This is a genomic window from Litoribacter ruber (genome assembly GCF_018449405.1).
Classification (GTDB): domain Bacteria; phylum Bacteroidota; class Bacteroidia; order Cytophagales; family Cyclobacteriaceae; genus Litoribacter; species Litoribacter ruber.
Map to the genome: position 1 here is coordinate 46,837 of NZ_JAHCMY010000016.1, position 16,453 is coordinate 63,289.

A 16,453-nucleotide genomic window follows, 5' to 3' on the forward strand; every position below is an offset into this window, starting at 1 on the left:
GTTTTAAAACATTTCTTTATGAAGATTTTCAAGATTTTCGGAAATCAATGTTGAACTTAACATTTCACAAAACTCACTGACTTTTTCGCCAGGATAGGGATTAACCATAAACGACCCCTTGTTTTTGTAGTCAAAATTCTCAAGGATGATCCTGTTTATCTCCTCATCTTTGCAACCATACCCAATGATGATTAGTTGATCTGAGGAGTTTAAATTCTCCTTGAATTTTTTAAAAAGAGGCTCGAATATAAGAGGCTCCCTATATCGGATAATTTTGGAAGAAGTCCCTGAAAGAAAATCAGAATGATAATTGATCCAACAATTTTCATATCCTAATTCTCCATTTTGATCTTGAAATTCCTTGTATAGATTGTTTGAACCAATACCGATTTTGGTTTTAACATAAATTTCAGGAATTGCCATACCTCCTTCATTTCGATAAAAGGGATAATAATTAACGCTTCCGTGAAGTTTGTACAATCTCAAATTACTGGTGTAATTCCCTGTATACCTAGCAAGCCTGACCATGTAAGAATCTAAATTTGTTTTAAGCTTTCCAAAATATGGGGAGCCCATTTCCTCAAAACCATCACAAAGATTTCCTTGAAGCCAATCAGTTTTATTTAATCTTTCTAAAAAAAGGTCATGATTTAAGGTATGAATATCTACAATTCCTAATTCAGTTAAATGCTCTAAACAATTAAGAAAACCTGTGTATCCTGAAAAAGTTGGTTTACAATAATGGGATGAATTTCCATACCAATTGTCACCATTTTTATCTTTTAAAAAATATGCGACAATTTGGTTATAAATTGGTTTAATGTTTCGAATCAAGTCCTGCGGAGCATTGTAAATTTCATTATAATATTTTTCTGCAGTCTTATGAAAGCTTTCTGACAACAATTGCCATTTATCTTCCTCAGAAATAAAGTCATAGAACTCTTCGTAATCGAAAGCCTTTATTGTTTTATGATAAAACTTAATCAGTTCAAGAAGGAAGTCAAATTGATTATCATAGGTAAATCTAACTTGAGAAGTTGGACGTTTACCGGTTTCATGATCAATAACGAGTTTGCAATCAGTAGAAAAACCAAATTCAGTTCCTTCTAATCCTAAGATCGCTTCATTTAATTGATTTCCTATCGGATATCCCATTGGCGCGGAAAATCCGGCTCCTAATAAAATCGCTGTTTTCATTAATGAATTCTAATAATAGCCTCCAAATCCACAAAAATCCCGACAGATTGGAGCTCCTTACATATTTTTATTTCCCATGAGCCTGATTCATCATAATTTTGATACAAAATTCCGCTTAAATCGGTGGGTATTTCAACCTCTCCCTTTTTCAACAGTCTAACACGACTCTTTCCGAGTTTTCCCAAAAAATAACCGATTTCCAAAATCACATTTTGCCTCGCCCTCTTGGTACCATTATTGAGCACATCATCCGGTGACAAAAGCGCTATTGCATAATTTGCAGAATCCGTTTCTTCGATCAATTTCTCTATTATATTCCGTCCTTTGTCTGCTAGTTCATGAAGAACTATATTGTTAACCCCGGCTCTATGTAATAGCAACTGAACTTCAGTTTTTAAAAGTTCATCATGCCCATGAATAATGAATACGGTATTTCCGCTAACTTTTTTTGGTTTGGCCTCTATTTCTGGATTTGCATTTACAATGTCTGTTAAGGCTTCTGCGAGATAAGGAAGTAATTGTTCATTAAAAGAGGCTACCTTGTCATTTATATTAGAATTTCGAGTTGGGAAGTATTCAATAACCAAGCTATATCCTTCTTTCCCCTGTTCTGAGATTCTTTTATAGATGTCATAGATATAATATTTAGCATCCTCAAACTGAACAGGTAGCTCCAATTCACCATCTCTTTCATCTTCCCACTCTCTCCATCGAATCCTTGAGGATTCATAAATCTTATAAATCGGATTGTCTTTAACTTCTTTCTCAAGATGCTCAAAAAGATGCGCTACTTCACTTCCAAATGTTTGAGAATTAGAATTTGAGATTCGCTTTATAAAGAACTGAATCAATTCGATGTTTATAGCCAAAGTTCAATCTTTTCCTTCAAATTATTTTAATTTGTATAATTCTGCTTTCTCCGCCGCCATCAACTCCACAGCCTCTTCAATTTGGTACAGTTGGTCCTCTTGCTGGCTTACCAAGTCCCCTCGAAATGCCTTTGCCAATATCGCCTGGGGCAATTGGTCAATCTTGGCTTTTAAGGAAGTATATTTTGATTCAATTTTGTCGGCAAGGGAGAAGAGTGTATCTATTTTTTTAATAATTTCTAGTTGTTCTTCCTTTACAGGTAATGGAATATTGTATTTCCTTAAGCCACTTAATGGGATGGTTAATTGCGCAGTACCAGTGGCTACACTTCTTCCTTGTGTTAAACAATATTCTGACATTAGGGTGTAGTATAAAAACTTTTCATTTATTTGCTCGACACTTGGCCTTATGATGCCAATATGCCGTTGAAAGGTAAATTCATAATCTTTTTTTAATAATACAGGTATTCCAATTGAACCAGTAACTGTGTAAAGAATGTCATTTTTTTGAGGTTTTCTAGATTCTTTTAAATTTTCAAAATATTGGATGGGTACAAATCTAGAAGCTTTTTCCAAATCTAGATTACCATTGCTGATATCTGAAATGACCAAAAATGGAATTCCACTTTCTGCCTTAGGAGGTGCTTGATGATCTCCATCAGTTATAGAAATACAAATTTCCTCCAAGTTTTTCTCCTCCCACTCTCCCAATCCCTTCCCCTCTCTCCACTCCTTCGTCAACTCCCCCGTCACGGCTTGGGTCAGGACCTGCTGTCGGAAGTTTTTCAGCAAGACCGGTATCCCGTCCATCTTCTCCCGCAAGCTATCCAAATGTCCAAACATGGCATCCAATTTGGCTACAATTCGCTGCTGCTCGGGAAGGGGAGGGATTGGTACTTGAGTGTTCTGCGCAAATTTTTGATTTATCCCACCTTGAGCCGATCCAGTAAAGTTTTCTAAAATCCTCTTTTGCCCTTCCTTACTTCTTAAAAAGAATGAAATAAACTTACCAGAATGATTCTTATTGGGTCTGCAAATAAAAACGTGTTCATTAACGTATGCTTCATCAAAAGGAAAATTATCATCCACAAAAGATGTTTTGCCAGTTGTAGCACCATCTTTTACAATTAAAACATCTCCATCATAAATTCTGCCCCTTTTCATCTTTTCAGCAAATTCCAATGGGATGAATTTCAGTTTATCAAACTTAAATCCTCCATTGTAATCAAGGTGCTCACCTCCTAAACTTGGTATTCCATCAATAATTCCTTGAACTCCACCTTTTGGTCTAGAACCAGTTTCCAACAATTCCAGTAGTTTAATTAAGGGGTAAACATCCCACCCCTTTGGCAATTTTTCCTCTATCATCCCAACAAAGCAATTATCCTATCCAACTCTTTTTTAATGGCATCCAACTCATCCGCCGCCTGCTTTGCAATATCCAATGGCTGGCCCAAGTCGGCATTTTTGCTGATCTTCTCATCCTCGATCAGGCCGATATCCAGGGAATCGTTTTTGGCAGCTATCTGCTCCCTTGTGAAAACCTGCCATCTTGGATCCTCTATGGAAGAACGCTTATCCTCATCCACGGCGCCATCATATTGGTCCTTCACGGCATCCAAGGCAACCCCTCCTGTATAGGCCTTCACAAATCCGGCAAAGGCCTCACGGGTAAACTGGGTTCGCTTGCCGTAGCTGGGGGCATTGGTACGCATGTCGTAAAACCATACCCGCTTGGTATTGCCTGTCTCGGATTTGCCTCGGGTAAAGAACAGCACATTGGTCTTGACACCGGCTGCATAAAATATCCCGGTAGGCAATCGGAGCACCGTATGCAGGTCGCATTTGTCCATCAAATCTCTGCGGATTTTCTGTCCATCATTGTCTTCGAAAAGCACGTTGTCCGGAAGCACCACAGCGGCTCTTGCCTTGCCGGTATCCCTGCGAAGAGAGCGATAGATATGCTGCAGAAAGTTGAGCTGCTTGTTGCTGGTCTTTATGGTAAAGTCATCCCGGGTCGGGCGCTCTCCACCCTGCTTGGTGCCAAAGGGAGGATTGGCCAGAACGCCGTCGTAATTCTTGAAGGTCTTGCCCAGCTCTGTCATGCTATCTCCCATCTCTATCCTGCTTTCCAGCCCATGAAGCTTGGCATTCATCAGGGCAAGCCTATGTGCGTCTTGCACCAGCTCGCAGCCGGAAAAGGCTTCATTGACCTGAAAGCTTCTTTCCTTCTCATTCAGCTCATAGTAATCATCATGTTTGCGCCTGAGGTATTCATTGGCGGCAATCATAAATCCGAAGGTCCCGGCTGCCGGATCATTCCATCGCTCCCCTACCTTTGGAGCCATGAGGTCCACCATTACATTGATTAGCGGGCGTGGGGTAAAGTACTGTCCTGCCCCACTCTTCTTCTCGCCGGCATTCTTCTCCAGCAGTTCTTCGTAGATGCTGGCAATCTTGTCCTGCTCCTCGTCCTCAAACCAGTCGATCTGATCGATGTTGGTGATCAGGGTTCTTAGGTTTACCGGTTTTCTCAGTGTGGTGGCCGCATTGGTATAAATTTCGGTAATGGTTTCGTTGGTCGAAAGGCTTCCCAGGTTGGCCAACAAATCCCTATAGGTATCGAAAAGCTCTTTGTTGTCGGTAATCTCCTTGAGATTTGTCCACCTATATTTTTCAGGTATGTCTTGGTCAAATTTCTTGACCTCGGACAATCTCAGGAAAAGGATGTAGGTAAGTTCGTTGAGGTACTGGTGGTAGGTCACTCCGTCATCGCGGAGGACATTACACAGTTCCCACAGTTTTTTGGCAATTTGCTCTGCACTCATGAAAATAAATTACGCGTATAGGTTCCGGTTCAAGTGGGAAAGGACATCCCCCAATTGATCCTCAAATATTTTGTTCAGTCTTTTGTAGCCTCCGGCACCATCAAAGGGATCCCTGTCCAGGTCTTCCTGGCTCAGGACGGTTTCTTTCAGCAGCTGCTTTTCAAAACGGTCTATCCATTTCAACTGCGTAGTGTTCCATTTCCGCTGTTTTCGAATAGCATCTACGGCTTTTTTAATCCTGTCCTCGTGGCTGATTAGGGAGCTACCGATGGACATGGTCCGGATGTATGAAATGATATCGGCCGCAATATCCTCATTTTTCGCCTCTCTCCAAGCGGTATTCAGGGTGTTGGCATTGAAGCCCGCCTGATCCAGTTCCAGCATCAGTTCCCTTAAGGACTTGCGGTCCAATTCAGTAGGCCTGCTGAGGACAATTTTAAGGGCCTCTATTTTGTTTTGATTTTCCTTTATAAACTTGGCGAAATTCTCCAGATAGTCTTCGGGCTTTTTGGCCGTGCCGTAACCCCGCTCAGTACCGAGGTAACGGTCCTCATGCTCCGATACGAGTTGTACCCCGGGAGCAGGTTTCAATTCATCCAAAAACTTCCATAGCCCACTTAGCTGGATTATCTTTTGGACGGAAAGTCCAGGCTCCCCGGCTTTGAGGCTTTCTATCAGTTCATCAGGGCTTTCCCCTTTGCTGTTGTACTCAAAAAGGGCTTTTTTCTCCTCAGAGAGGTATTTCTTTTTTCGCTGGATTTTGGCAATAAGTTGATCGATTTGTTTCTTTACCCGATCCTCTTTTTCCAGGTGCTCAAACTCGTCCACCAACTGTCGGAAGCTGGTTTTGGGATTGGTCACCACCGGCTTCATTTGGGTAAAGCCCTCGAGGGTTTCATAGATTTTTACGGCATCGTAAATATGGAAAACCTCTTTGTTGATTTCATCACATCTGCGGGTCGCCCGGCCTAGCATCTGCTCATAGAGGATCCTGGATTTGATCCTTCTCAGAAAAACCAGATTACAGATAGAGGGCACATCGATACCGGTGGTCAGCAGATCCACGGTTACAGCAATGTTGGGATATTTTTCGTTTTTGAAACGGGTCAGTTGTTCTTGGGGATCGTAGGATTTGCCGGTGATCTTTTGGACAGCATCATCGGGAACATCTATCCCCAATTCGGCAAATTCTTCCTTGAGGTACTGGACCACCCTATCCGCATGCTCATCGGTGGCGGCAAAAATGAGTGTTTTCTCCTCACCGTCCGGATCAAGGTCTTTGACCAGCTGTTGGATGACGGTACGGTTGAAGCTTTCCGTAATCACCATTTTGTTGAACCCGGAGATTTCGATCTTTAGCTCATCTTCAAGTTGTTCCAGCTCTACCAGTGCATTGGATTCCCGGTCTAGGACTTTGGGTTTTGCTCCTTTTTCCCAGACAATCCCCTCCTCTCCCAGTTTGGTTTTGATGATCTTGGGTGGCTCATGGTCTATGAGGTAGCCATCGATGACCGCCTCCCTGTAGGAATAGGTATACACTGCTTTTCCGAAAATCTCAGTGGTATGGAGTGCAGGAGTAGCCGTCAACCCGATGGCATAAGCATCAAAATAATCCAGTACCATCCGGTACTTGCTCACGTAATCCCTCTGGTCTTTGAATTCCAGATCTTCTTCGTCGAGCTCCCTGTCCAGTAGGTATCCTCTATGTGCCTCATCGATGACAATACAGTCATATTGATCCACGCCAGGGACATCTTCACTATTGTTGTAAAAGAGGCGTTTGACCATGCCTTGTACAGTGGCAAAGTGTAAGCGGGTATCAAGTTCGGGTAAGGTATCCGTCAATTCCTTGACATCATAAATTTCCGAGAAGGTATTCAAGCCTATTATCTTATTGTCTTTAAAAGCATTGATTGCCTGGGTCGCCAGTAGGGTGCGGTCGACCAGGAATAAAATCCTTTTGAACCGGTTTGATTGGATGAGCCTATAGCATAATCCGATCATGGTTCTGGTTTTGCCGGTACCGGTGGCCATGGTGATGAGGCTACGCCTGTCATCAGGCTGATCCAGGAGTTTATGCTCCACAGCTTTGATGGCCTTAATCTGGTATTTCCTCAACCTTAAACCGGATTCACTTTCGAGAAAATCCATGGGTTCGGTTTGAAGCTTCTTTTCGGCTTCTTTGAGGTTCTTTTCGAAAAGCTTGACCAATCCATTGGGGCTGTACCAACCCTGGAGCGCTTTTGATCGGGAATATCCATTTCTGATGTCCAAAAACCATACACCGCTTTTGGTTTTTATCTGTTCCAGGTACGGCCTGCCATTGGTAGAAAACAGAAAGGGGACTTTGTACTCTTCCCATTGCCCCAGGAGCGTGGCTTCCTGAACAGGTTCCACCAATGAAGCATACACTTTGGATTGGTTGAGGTCAGTGGAGATATCCGAGGCATATTTTTTGGCTTCTACGATGCCATACAGTTCCGTACCTACAAAAAGGGCATAATCTGCCCATTTCGAGTTGCAGGGCCATTCGGCAATGGCAAGGTTTCGGCCCCGCTCCGGCAAGGTTTTATGGGTTTTGAAATTCAAGCTTTTGGTGTCCACTTCCCATCCGGCTTTCCGCAGCTGCTCGTCTATGAGTATGCGTGTTTCCGCTTCTGACATTTCTATCTTTTTGGCGGCTTTTTGGGAGCGGTTTTTTATTTCTTCCTGCTTGGCTTCAGGCAATCCGGATTTGTCCCTTTCGGCAAGGAGTTTTTCAAATTCCTTTTGGAGGCTGGTATATTGGGTCTCCAGTTCTTGAAGGGCATGTCGGGCGTCAAGTTTAGCAGGTACCTGAAACTTCACATGAGAAAGGTCCTCGTTTTCCTCTGAGTAAGCCTGATAAAACCACTTCCCTATTTTGAAGGTGGAGAACAACAGCTCCTTAGCCTCTTCCACAGATCCTTTGTTCTGATGCACCGCCACATTTCCTTTGTGTTTGATGCCGTGAAGGAGGTCTTTGACTTGGTTGGGTATGACACTTTCAAATTCTAGAGTTTTAAGTCTATTATGGAAGGAATTGTCATACGGAAACTCGAGGTGATGTTCCTCGAACAAATACTCCGTCACTATCTCCCCAAACTGTCGGAGTTTGAATAAGCAGGTTACGGGGTCTTGATGAAGGTTGAATTCTGCTGCCTGTCCTATATTAAAAAGGATTGGGAATTCATTTTCCAGATACGAAAAATTGGATTTACTCATTTTTTAAACGAAAAGTTGCTCCCCAAACTTGGGTTCAAACTAAACCTGTCCCTAAAATAGGAAAGGGAGGTGGAATAAAAAAGAAATGGGGGTGGGCAGTGAGATTATTAAATAAAATTTCGCCTTAATTGATTATTTTCCACCCTTTTCCTCTTACTTTATGCTTCATATTGTAAAGAATCTTAAAAGGTCTTTTCAGTTACTGGTGGCAGGAAGATATCTAGTTTCGAATGTTGAAATATTAATAAATTCAATCTGGGTAAAATGTTTATCGAGTTCTGCATTCCCCTAAGCGATCGGGAGCTTTTTCTCATTAGATTACCTCTCTCTTAGCCACAAACTGTCACAGTATATTTTAAATCCCTACTCTTACCCTCTTCTGAAGGAGGTGAAAATAAACATAGGAGAACAAACAGCTCTTCTTAAACATTAGAGCTCAATCATTTATGGAATTAAAATTTATATTTGAAGAATCATTCTCTTCTGCATTAATTGCCATTACGACTGTCATACAGGCTGGTTTCATAATCGCAACCTACTTCTTTGCCAAGAAACAGTTCAAGAATTTTAGAGGAAATTCACTTTGGGAGAGGCATAAGGATATGATGTCACAATCCATGTTTGAATTTAACAACCTTGTGAAGATTTATTTGGATTTTTTTGAACTGGGAAGGGATAAAAGCCCTCAAAACATGCTGAATTTGTATAATGAATTCAAAAGTAAATTACCTACGATTATCACTCATCAAGCACAAATATTCACTTATTGCAAATTAGCTGATGTTCCTCACGTAGAAAGGCTCTTTCAAAAATTCGTTGATGAGACCACTATATTGCACCAAACTATTCAAGCGATTAAACATGAATGTTTATATTGCGATGGTTCCGGAAACTGGAAAATAAAAGAGGAATGCAATGAGCTACTGTGTTTAATACCAAATGATTATCATGACTTTGTAAACAGAGATAATTATAAAATGAATACCCTTATATTGGCAATTGAAGACGCATTTACTTTTGAATTTAATAAGCTTTAACCACACCCACTTGTGCCCTAGCCACAGTTCCTTTATATCTCTTGCATTGAAATTCCTCATACTATAAAAAAACTTAGCGCCTTTGGGCCTTGGTGGCCAAAAACTTAGCGAGTATCTTTAAGGATTAGCCACAAAGTCGCCAGGTCGCAAAGAAAAACTTGAACACAAAGAAAAAGGCTGTGGAGTACCACTTGAAAGCCCTTTTAATACAAAAAAAAACTTAGCGCCTTTGGGCCTTGGTGGCCAAAAAGGCGTATTATTAAAAATAAATTATAGAGATTGTAGGCATAACGGATTTTGCGAGTCAGATCAGAACTCAAAGTTCCATTACTTGCATCAGTCGTGATCCCTTACTTGTCGATAGTCAAATTGGCAATGTAACTTTCAAGCTCTATGGTTCTGTTTCTTGACAGGTTGAGTTTGGTCCGGGCTGCAATCTGCCGCCACATTGTGCCTTGCATATCATAGTAGAGTTGGTTTGAGAATTCGATCTCTTTGTCTCGATATTCCATCCATTCACTTTGAGCGATCCTTAGCTTTTCTTTTTGCTCAGTGGTCAGCAAGTCCAAAAGCTCCCTGTACGCTTTGTTTAATTCGGCGTCCCATTTTTCTGTCGCAGCTCGCACACAGTCGGTCATTCCTATGGTTGTGAAGTTTTCACTTGAATCAAGACAATCTTGAAGCTCCTTGTCAATTTGGTTTGTTCTATCGACCTGTCCGTAAGTGATTACAGAGAAAGTGGCTAATATCAGTGTCAGGAGGATTTTCATTGATTGGGATTTTATTTGGCTGTTTTATGACGGTTCGCGGCTAAGAAACGTTGGGCTTTTCGAAGAATCTTCCACTCCCCTTGCAGCAAACTTTCTTGAATACATAAAGCTTAAATTTATTACTTTACCCTTCTTAAATTATTTAAGCTAATAAATGTTCGGGCTTATTCATTCCCAAATATCATTCATTTCTGTCAATACGATTGGTTTTTTATCTGTAACCACAATTGTATGTTCGTGTTGTGCCATAAATCCCCCTTTGTTTCCTACCATTGTCCAACCATCATTAAGTTCTGTAGCATAAGTGGAGGTAGTTGAGATAAAAGTTTCAATTGCTACAACTGAATTTTTCTTAAATCGTCTTTGGTCAAATCGGCTTCTATAATTCAATAATTCATCAGGTTGTTCGTGTAAACTTTTACCTATGCCGTGTCCACCAAGATTTTTAATAACCTTAAAACCCCTTTTTTTTGCTTCGGTTTCCATTATATGTCCGATGTCTGAAATGCGAACACCACCTTTAATGTTATAGATTGCTTTTTGCAAAATTTCTTGTGATGCTTCAATGAGTTTTTGATGTTGATTAATATCTTTTCCAAGTACAAATGAGCCACCATTGTCTGACCAAAAGCCGTCAAGCTCTGCTGAAACATCTATGTTCACCAAATCACCTTCTTTTAATATTCTTTTGTTGGACGGAATACCATGGCAAAATTCATTGTTCACGCTGATACAAGTCCAACCTGGAAAACCATAAGTCAAAAAAGGTGCTGACTTGGCTCCAAAGTCCAACAGGATATTTGCTCCAAAATTGTCTAATTGTTTTGTTGTCATACCAGGTTTAGCGTAGCTTCGCATTTCTTTTAAAGTCAAAGCAACTGCTTCACTCGCTTTTTTCATTCCGATAAGTTCTTCCTCTCTTGTTATTGACATATTCGTCTTCTTTTTATTTTATTTGTTTGTTCGTTGAACGGTCCCTTTGCTAGACTGACACATAACTCGAAATCTCCGTAAGCCTCATAAAGGTCCGGATTTATCTGGCTTAATATCACAAGATGGCCTAGGGCATTCCGTCAAAGAAAGATTAATAGGCCACTTCTATTCATTGCTAATCATTTTACCACCATATACCCCAAAATCTCATGCTCTGCATCCATCTCAGAGGTAACGGTTCTCATCATCTTGAATCTCTTGACTCCAGCCTTTCCATCCAGTCAGTCCAGAAATCGGACCATCCCCATTGAGATGGTTATTGGATGTGTCTTTTCAATCTTTTTTGTTGTGAAGTAGACTACCTGGATTAATGATGGGCAATACAAAGGTTTGCAGTGCGGTACCTTGTAATCTAGTCAAAAGGACCCCTCTTGATGTGGAATAAGTTACGGATGAAAGCGCATTGGCCAATCCCGGATGTAGTTCAATTAAATTATTATCGTCAGGTTTTGCCAAGTCGTGAATGTTTTCTACCTGGTAAATGAATACCAAATGGAAATTCCCGGTAGCTATATCTTTTTCACACCTAATAAGCTTATGGAATCTGAATTAATATGTTTACCCCGTTGCCCCCTTGCAGGGGCGAAAAATTTTTCGCCCCTGCAAGGGGGCATTCCGCATATACACTTCTTCCTCATCTCCAATTTTGAAAATGCGCCCTCCCGCAGAAAAAGCGGGACAGGCTGTGGGCTTATGGCTCACGGCCATCTACTCGATTGTGTGTGGCTATTCTTCCCCATCAAAATAGTTTTGGATTTCAAAATTAAATTCTTTATTTAATTCAGGCTTTATAATGGCATTTCCGTAGGTTCCTTTTATTACTGCTTCTGTATCCCAATCTCCTCTTGTAAATTTAAATTGTGCTGGGCTTCTTAACGTTAGTGTTATTTCCCTGTGATATTCAGAAACTTTTTGCATTTGTATTTTCCCAGGATTCCACTCGCCTAAGTTAGATTGATTACCAGTTATATAAACCGTGTCATTTTCTGTGGGTACTTTTACCCGAATAGTCACATCGTAATCTTCTTTAGACAATTCATTTATTTGCTTTTCAAGAATGTTTGTAAAATAATACTCTAAAGCATTATTTAAACTTGGAGGAAAAGTATTCCAATGATTATTATTTGAATAATCAGCAATTTCTACTGCTATCTTTTCCTCTTTCAAAACATCTTTCAAAAATGAGTGAACTTTTTTTCTTGCAGGTTTCCATTCTTCCCAATAGTCAATTCCTTCATTAGCATTACTTAAATATAAATAGGTGAAGCTTTCTATTTTTTTGTAGTCAAAGTCCATAAGTGCTTTACTAAGTTTTTCATCTTCATAAGCTAAATTAGGAGAGATTGCTATATAATTATTGAATGTATTTGGTTTTTTAACTAAGGAATATAAAACAAACGAAGCTCCCAAAGAGTGGCCGACTGCTATAGGATGGTTCAATGTTCTGTAATTTGAATTTATAAAGGGGATCACTTCTGTAGTAACATATTCCAAAAAGTTATCAGCATTCCCGGAATACCTTCCATATCTTTCAATTGATTTTCCAGTTTGTAAGACAGGTAATAAGTCATTGTTTCTTGAGTAGTCAAGTTCCTTATTGTATGGCGAGGTAATTCCAACCACAATGTAATTTTTTGTGGCATTTGTTAAAAAAGAAATAGTCGAACTTGTAAAATCGAAAAATTCTCTATTTTGGCTGTCAAAAACGTAAATCACTTCAAAGAATTCATTGATGCGATAATCATAATCAGTAGGTGTGTAAACTAAAATTTCCCTTTCTTGATTCAATTTTTTTGACTGAATTTTTATGTTATCAACTCTTGCAATATGTTGAGCAATTGCTTGATTAAAAGCAAATAATAATAGAAGGAAACAATATCCAGTTTTAAATTTCATATCCTACGATTTTTAAATTGTCACACACAACATTTTGCAGCTACACGCAGGCAGGGATTTTTACCACTGAACTTCCTACGAAGAACTGAACTACAAATATAGCACTTTCCTGTTCTACGAAGCACAAAACCCCTACTTGCGTGTAGGTGCTGTTATGGGCTGGGCTTCTTTTCTGTCGTCAACAACTATACTTGTCATTCAGTCCTATACCGTTAAAAATCTGTTCTTTGTATTTTTCTATTCGTCCAATTCTTGTTTGTGATTGCTTGGGTTGTGAAAAATGAATGATATAGCCCCTTTGTCGTCCTGCTGTTAATGCAGAAAATGCTTGCTTAAATGCAGGGTCTTGTTCAAATGCTTCAAGAAGTTCGTCAGGAATTGGTTCAGGATTTTTCTTGAATTCTACTTTTTTCCCACTTTCTTCAATCTCTATCGCTTCCAAAACGTAAGCTTTTAAGACATCTTTAATTTTTTCAATTTCTTTAACATTGGTGAATTTTACAATTCTGTCTGACTGCAAATTTCCTTGTTGTTGAAGTATTTTGTGTTTGTCATTTAGTAAAACTCCTTTGAAAAAACCAATGTTTGCCGATTCCTTCAATGCACCGACCGAAACAATGTTTTTCCCTTTGTGCGTATAAACAGGTGCTCCCCATTTTACTTCTTCTGTCAATCCTGTTTCCAAAACAATTTGTCTAAGCATTTCCAATTCTTCACGCCAATTATGGACTTTGCATTGTGGGGTTCCGCCATACTTGCAACGCATACAGCCGTCAAGCAGATATTTGTCAACTTGTGGATTAAGTTCAAATTTCATAATTAGCTGTTTATTAGTTTTCTGTCTGCTGGTCTGAAATACCACGACACAACTGTTAATACAAGTAATAAAGCAGGACCGAAATATTCAACGGCTTCATCAGCTACGGCAAGGTGTGTAAAAATTGCTCCCGACATCAAAAAGAAAAATCCTGCATAAGCCCATTCTTTTACTAATGGAAATTTTGGAATAAGTACTGCAATTACTCCTAAGATTTTCCAAACACCTATTATTGTCAGGAAGTAGGAAGGGTAGCCAAGGGTATTCATTTTTTGAACTTCTTCTTCCATTTGAATGAGTTGGACTATTCCTGTGGATACCATTCCTAAACTAAGCCAAATGGTTGCCACCCAATAAATGATTTTATCTCTTTTTTTCATTGTCTGTTATTTTAATTTACTGATTACTTTTTCGAGTTGGTTATGAGCCATATTAATTCCTTGAACAAAAGGAAGTTTGAGCATATTATCTCTGTCAGCCACTGACTTGAAAACAATTTTCATTGTCAGCTTGCTTGTGTCTTCTGTGATTGGTTCAAAATCTAAAAATTCAAGTTGAACAGGAAAACCTGAATTCTCCATTTCAAAAGTCCGTGTGATATTTTTGTTTTCAATCACTTTATGAATAGAGCCGTTCGCCCGAAACAAAACATTGCCTTGTCCGTCCGTTGTCTCAAATTGGTAACTTCCGTGAGCTTGATTTTCCAATTTCAAGACTTTGTTACCCATCCATTGTTCCACCAATTCGGGTTCTGTGTATGCCTTGAAAAGAAGGTTTACAGGCAGGTCAAATGTTCTGGTGATTAAAATTTCCTGTTTGCCGTCTTTGGCTATTAGATTTGTTTTCTGTTCCACGATATTATTTTTTTGATTGATAGTTTTGCATTACTTGTTCCAACTTATTAAATCTGTCGTCCCAATGTTTTCTGAATGGTTCTAAAAAGTCGGCTATCTCTTTCATTTTGTCAGCATTGAGGTGATAGTATATTTCTCGTCCTTGCTGCTCTTGTTTTAGCAATTCGCACTCTGTCAAAATTTGAAGGTGCTTTGAAACTGTTGGTCTTGCCGTGTCGAAATTGGAAGCAATAACCCCTGCTGTCATTGATTGCGTGGCGAGAAGAAGTAGGATAGCCCTTCTTGTCGGGTCTGCAATGGCTTGGAATACGTCTCTTCTTAAATTCATTATGAAGTTATTTGGCTACAAATTTAAGCGTAGTTATTTAGCTACGCAAATTTTTCTTTCATTTTTTCTGTCGGTGTGATTTAAAGTCTAAATAGGACTATGGATTATGTTGCTGTGTCGCTCTGTTAGCCTTGCCCATAACGGTTCGCAGCTACCCGAAGGCGGCGATTTTATGTACCAATTTTCATTTGGAGAACTGTCGTTTAAATATACAAAAAACTGCCCTATGAAACACTTTACCGCCACTTTTGGGTAGGTGCTGTTATGTGCATACCCTTTTTTGTTTTGTTCGTGTAGAGATTTTTTTTAATTTTGTTGCTATGAGAATGACCGTAATGCTATAATATTCCTTTCAAGCTTAGTTCTTTAAGCAATGCGCTTTATTTATACAAAGCGTACTTTTCTATTATTCATTCATTTTATTAATAATCTTAAAGCCAAGTCTACTTGTCGACAGGATTTGTCGCTGTATGTGGTTGGTTTTAAACAAAAAAATTATGTCAGATATACTAAGTAAAAAGGAAATAGAGCATTTTATCCATAACGGTTTTGTACGTCTTGATAATTCATTTTCCAAAGAAATAGCAGACGCTGCTTTAGATATTCTTTGGAATGACCTCCCTTATGACAGGTCAAATCCTTCAACCAGGATTGAGCCTGTAATTCGTTTGGGAATGTACACCAATGAACCTTTCGTTAATTCTGTAAACACGCCAAAGTTACATAACGCTTTTAATCAGTTAATAGGTAAGGACAAATGGATTCCTTGTCGGAGTGTAGGAACGTTTCCTGTCAGATTCCCATCTGATCAGCAACCTAATGACACTGGTAAACACGTTGATGTAAGCTTTCCTGGAAATGATCCTAACAATTATTTTGAATGGCGTGTCAACGTCAAATCGAAAGGACGAGCATTATTAATGTTGATTTTATATTCTGATGTCAGCGAAAATGATGCTCCAACGGTCATTTATGAGGGTTCTCATATTGATGTTGCAAGATTATTGTCGAAAGAAGGAGATTTAGGGCTTTCTTTTATGGAACTTGCAGGGAAGTTAGAGGAGCTGCCAAAAAGAAAAGAAGTGTTTGCCACTGGTAAGGCAGGTACAGTTTACCTATGTCATCCGTTCTTGGTTCATTCAGCTCAACCTCATAGGGGCAGTACGCCTAAATTTATGGCACAACCACCTTTGTTGTTAAGGGGAGAATTCTCTATTTCAGATTCTGATGTCAGCTATTCTCCCGTTGAAATGGCTATTCGTTTAGGATTAGATTAATCATCATGAAGTCACATTGAAGGAGGTTGTTTTTAACAGCCTCTTTCTTTTTTGGAGTTGCCCATAACGTTTCGCAGCTACACGCAGGCAGGGATTTTCACCACGGAACTTCCTACGAAGAACTGAACTACAAATATAGCACTTTCCTGTTCTACGAAGCACAAAACCCCTGCTTGCGTGTAGGTGCTGTGTGTGCCTTGAATGGTGAATATAGGTCAAAAAGTTGACCGTTCCAACGGGTGAAAGTCCCTAAGCGCGGGGGTTACGTCCCGAAGCCAAGCAAGTGGCAAGGTGGTTTGGGGTGACCCATACACTGAAGTAAGCCAGACTGCGGTGTCTGTACT

14 protein-coding genes are annotated in these 16,453 nt (G+C 39.7%); 2 read left to right on the top strand and 12 right to left on the bottom strand.

The genetic code is table 11. The features are described 5' to 3' along the window. Positions 1–3 precede the first annotated feature (3 nt). From KI659_RS16730 to hsdR, 5 genes are read right to left on the bottom strand one after another with little or no spacing between them, the layout of a single operon-like run. On the bottom strand, positions 4–1,197 hold the full coding sequence (locus KI659_RS16730) for an SIR2 family protein (RefSeq protein ID WP_213946523.1): 1,194 nt from the start codon (positions 1,195–1,197) through the stop codon (positions 4–6). Next, positions 1,197–2,066 carry a TIR domain-containing protein gene (locus tag KI659_RS16735; protein WP_213946525.1) on the bottom strand — a complete coding sequence of 290 codons (870 nt, stop codon included), beginning with the start codon at positions 2,064–2,066 and terminating at the stop codon, positions 1,197–1,199. Before KI659_RS16735 ends, KI659_RS16730 begins: the two co-directional genes overlap by 1 nt. A 21-nt stretch (positions 2,067–2,087) precedes the next feature. Continuing rightward, the gene (locus tag KI659_RS16740) at positions 2,088–3,434 is read right to left on the bottom strand and encodes a restriction endonuclease subunit S (protein ID WP_213946526.1); all 1,347 of its coding nucleotides are present in this window, start codon (positions 3,432–3,434) and stop codon (positions 2,088–2,090) included. Next, a complete protein-coding gene (locus KI659_RS16745) occupies positions 3,431–4,894 on the bottom strand; it encodes a class I SAM-dependent DNA methyltransferase (RefSeq protein ID WP_213946527.1) in 1,464 nt (487 codons plus the stop codon). Before KI659_RS16745 ends, KI659_RS16740 begins: the two co-directional genes overlap by 4 nt. 9 nt (positions 4,895–4,903) lie before the next feature. Beyond that, positions 4,904–8,137, bottom strand: a complete 3,234-nt coding sequence (gene hsdR / locus KI659_RS16750) for a type I restriction-modification system endonuclease (RefSeq protein WP_213946528.1) — start codon at positions 8,135–8,137, stop codon at positions 4,904–4,906. Positions 8,138–8,583: 446 nt separating this feature from the next. Between hsdR and KI659_RS16755 the strand changes: the two genes are divergently transcribed. Then, positions 8,584–9,174 (top strand): hypothetical protein, encoded by a 591-nt coding sequence (locus KI659_RS16755; protein ID WP_213946529.1) that lies wholly within the window; start codon positions 8,584–8,586, stop codon positions 9,172–9,174. A gap of 350 nt (positions 9,175–9,524) precedes the next feature. Here the strand turns inward: KI659_RS16755 and KI659_RS16760 are convergent, their stop codons facing one another. The 7 genes from KI659_RS16760 to KI659_RS16790 all read right to left on the bottom strand — a co-directional run bounded on the left by KI659_RS16760 (position 9,525) and on the right by KI659_RS16790 (position 14,832). Then, entirely contained in the window at positions 9,525–9,944 is a 420-nt protein-coding gene (locus tag KI659_RS16760) for a lysozyme inhibitor LprI family protein (protein WP_213946530.1), read from the bottom strand. Positions 9,945–10,112: 168 nt separating this feature from the next. Continuing rightward, the gene (map, locus tag KI659_RS16765; protein ID WP_213946531.1) at positions 10,113–10,877 is read right to left on the bottom strand and encodes a type I methionyl aminopeptidase; all 765 of its coding nucleotides are present in this window, start codon (positions 10,875–10,877) and stop codon (positions 10,113–10,115) included. 786 nt (positions 10,878–11,663) lie between these two features. Continuing rightward, positions 11,664–12,833, bottom strand: coding sequence for an alpha/beta hydrolase-fold protein (locus KI659_RS16770; protein ID WP_213946532.1), 1,170 nt, complete (start codon positions 12,831–12,833; stop codon positions 11,664–11,666). A gap of 178 nt (positions 12,834–13,011) precedes the next feature. Then, complete coding sequence (locus tag KI659_RS16775) at positions 13,012–13,650, bottom strand: YdeI/OmpD-associated family protein (protein WP_213946533.1); 639 nt, start codon at positions 13,648–13,650, stop codon at positions 13,012–13,014. A 2-nt stretch (positions 13,651–13,652) separates the two neighbouring features. Continuing rightward, positions 13,653–14,030: a DoxX family protein gene (locus tag KI659_RS16780; RefSeq protein ID WP_213946534.1), complete on the bottom strand. Its 378-nt coding sequence runs from the start codon at positions 14,028–14,030 to the stop codon at positions 13,653–13,655. A 6-nt stretch (positions 14,031–14,036) separates the two neighbouring features. Continuing rightward, positions 14,037–14,504 carry an SRPBCC family protein gene (locus KI659_RS16785; RefSeq protein WP_213946535.1) on the bottom strand — a complete coding sequence of 156 codons (468 nt, stop codon included), beginning with the start codon at positions 14,502–14,504 and terminating at the stop codon, positions 14,037–14,039. A 4-nt stretch (positions 14,505–14,508) separates the two neighbouring features. Continuing rightward, on the bottom strand, positions 14,509–14,832 hold the full coding sequence (locus KI659_RS16790; protein WP_213946536.1) for an ArsR/SmtB family transcription factor: 324 nt from the start codon (positions 14,830–14,832) through the stop codon (positions 14,509–14,511). A gap of 497 nt (positions 14,833–15,329) precedes the next feature. On the opposite strand from KI659_RS16790, the gene KI659_RS16795 reads away from it, so the two are divergent. After that, entirely contained in the window at positions 15,330–16,109 is a 780-nt protein-coding gene (locus KI659_RS16795) for a phytanoyl-CoA dioxygenase family protein (protein ID WP_213946537.1), read from the top strand. Positions 16,110–16,453 lie beyond the last annotated feature (344 nt).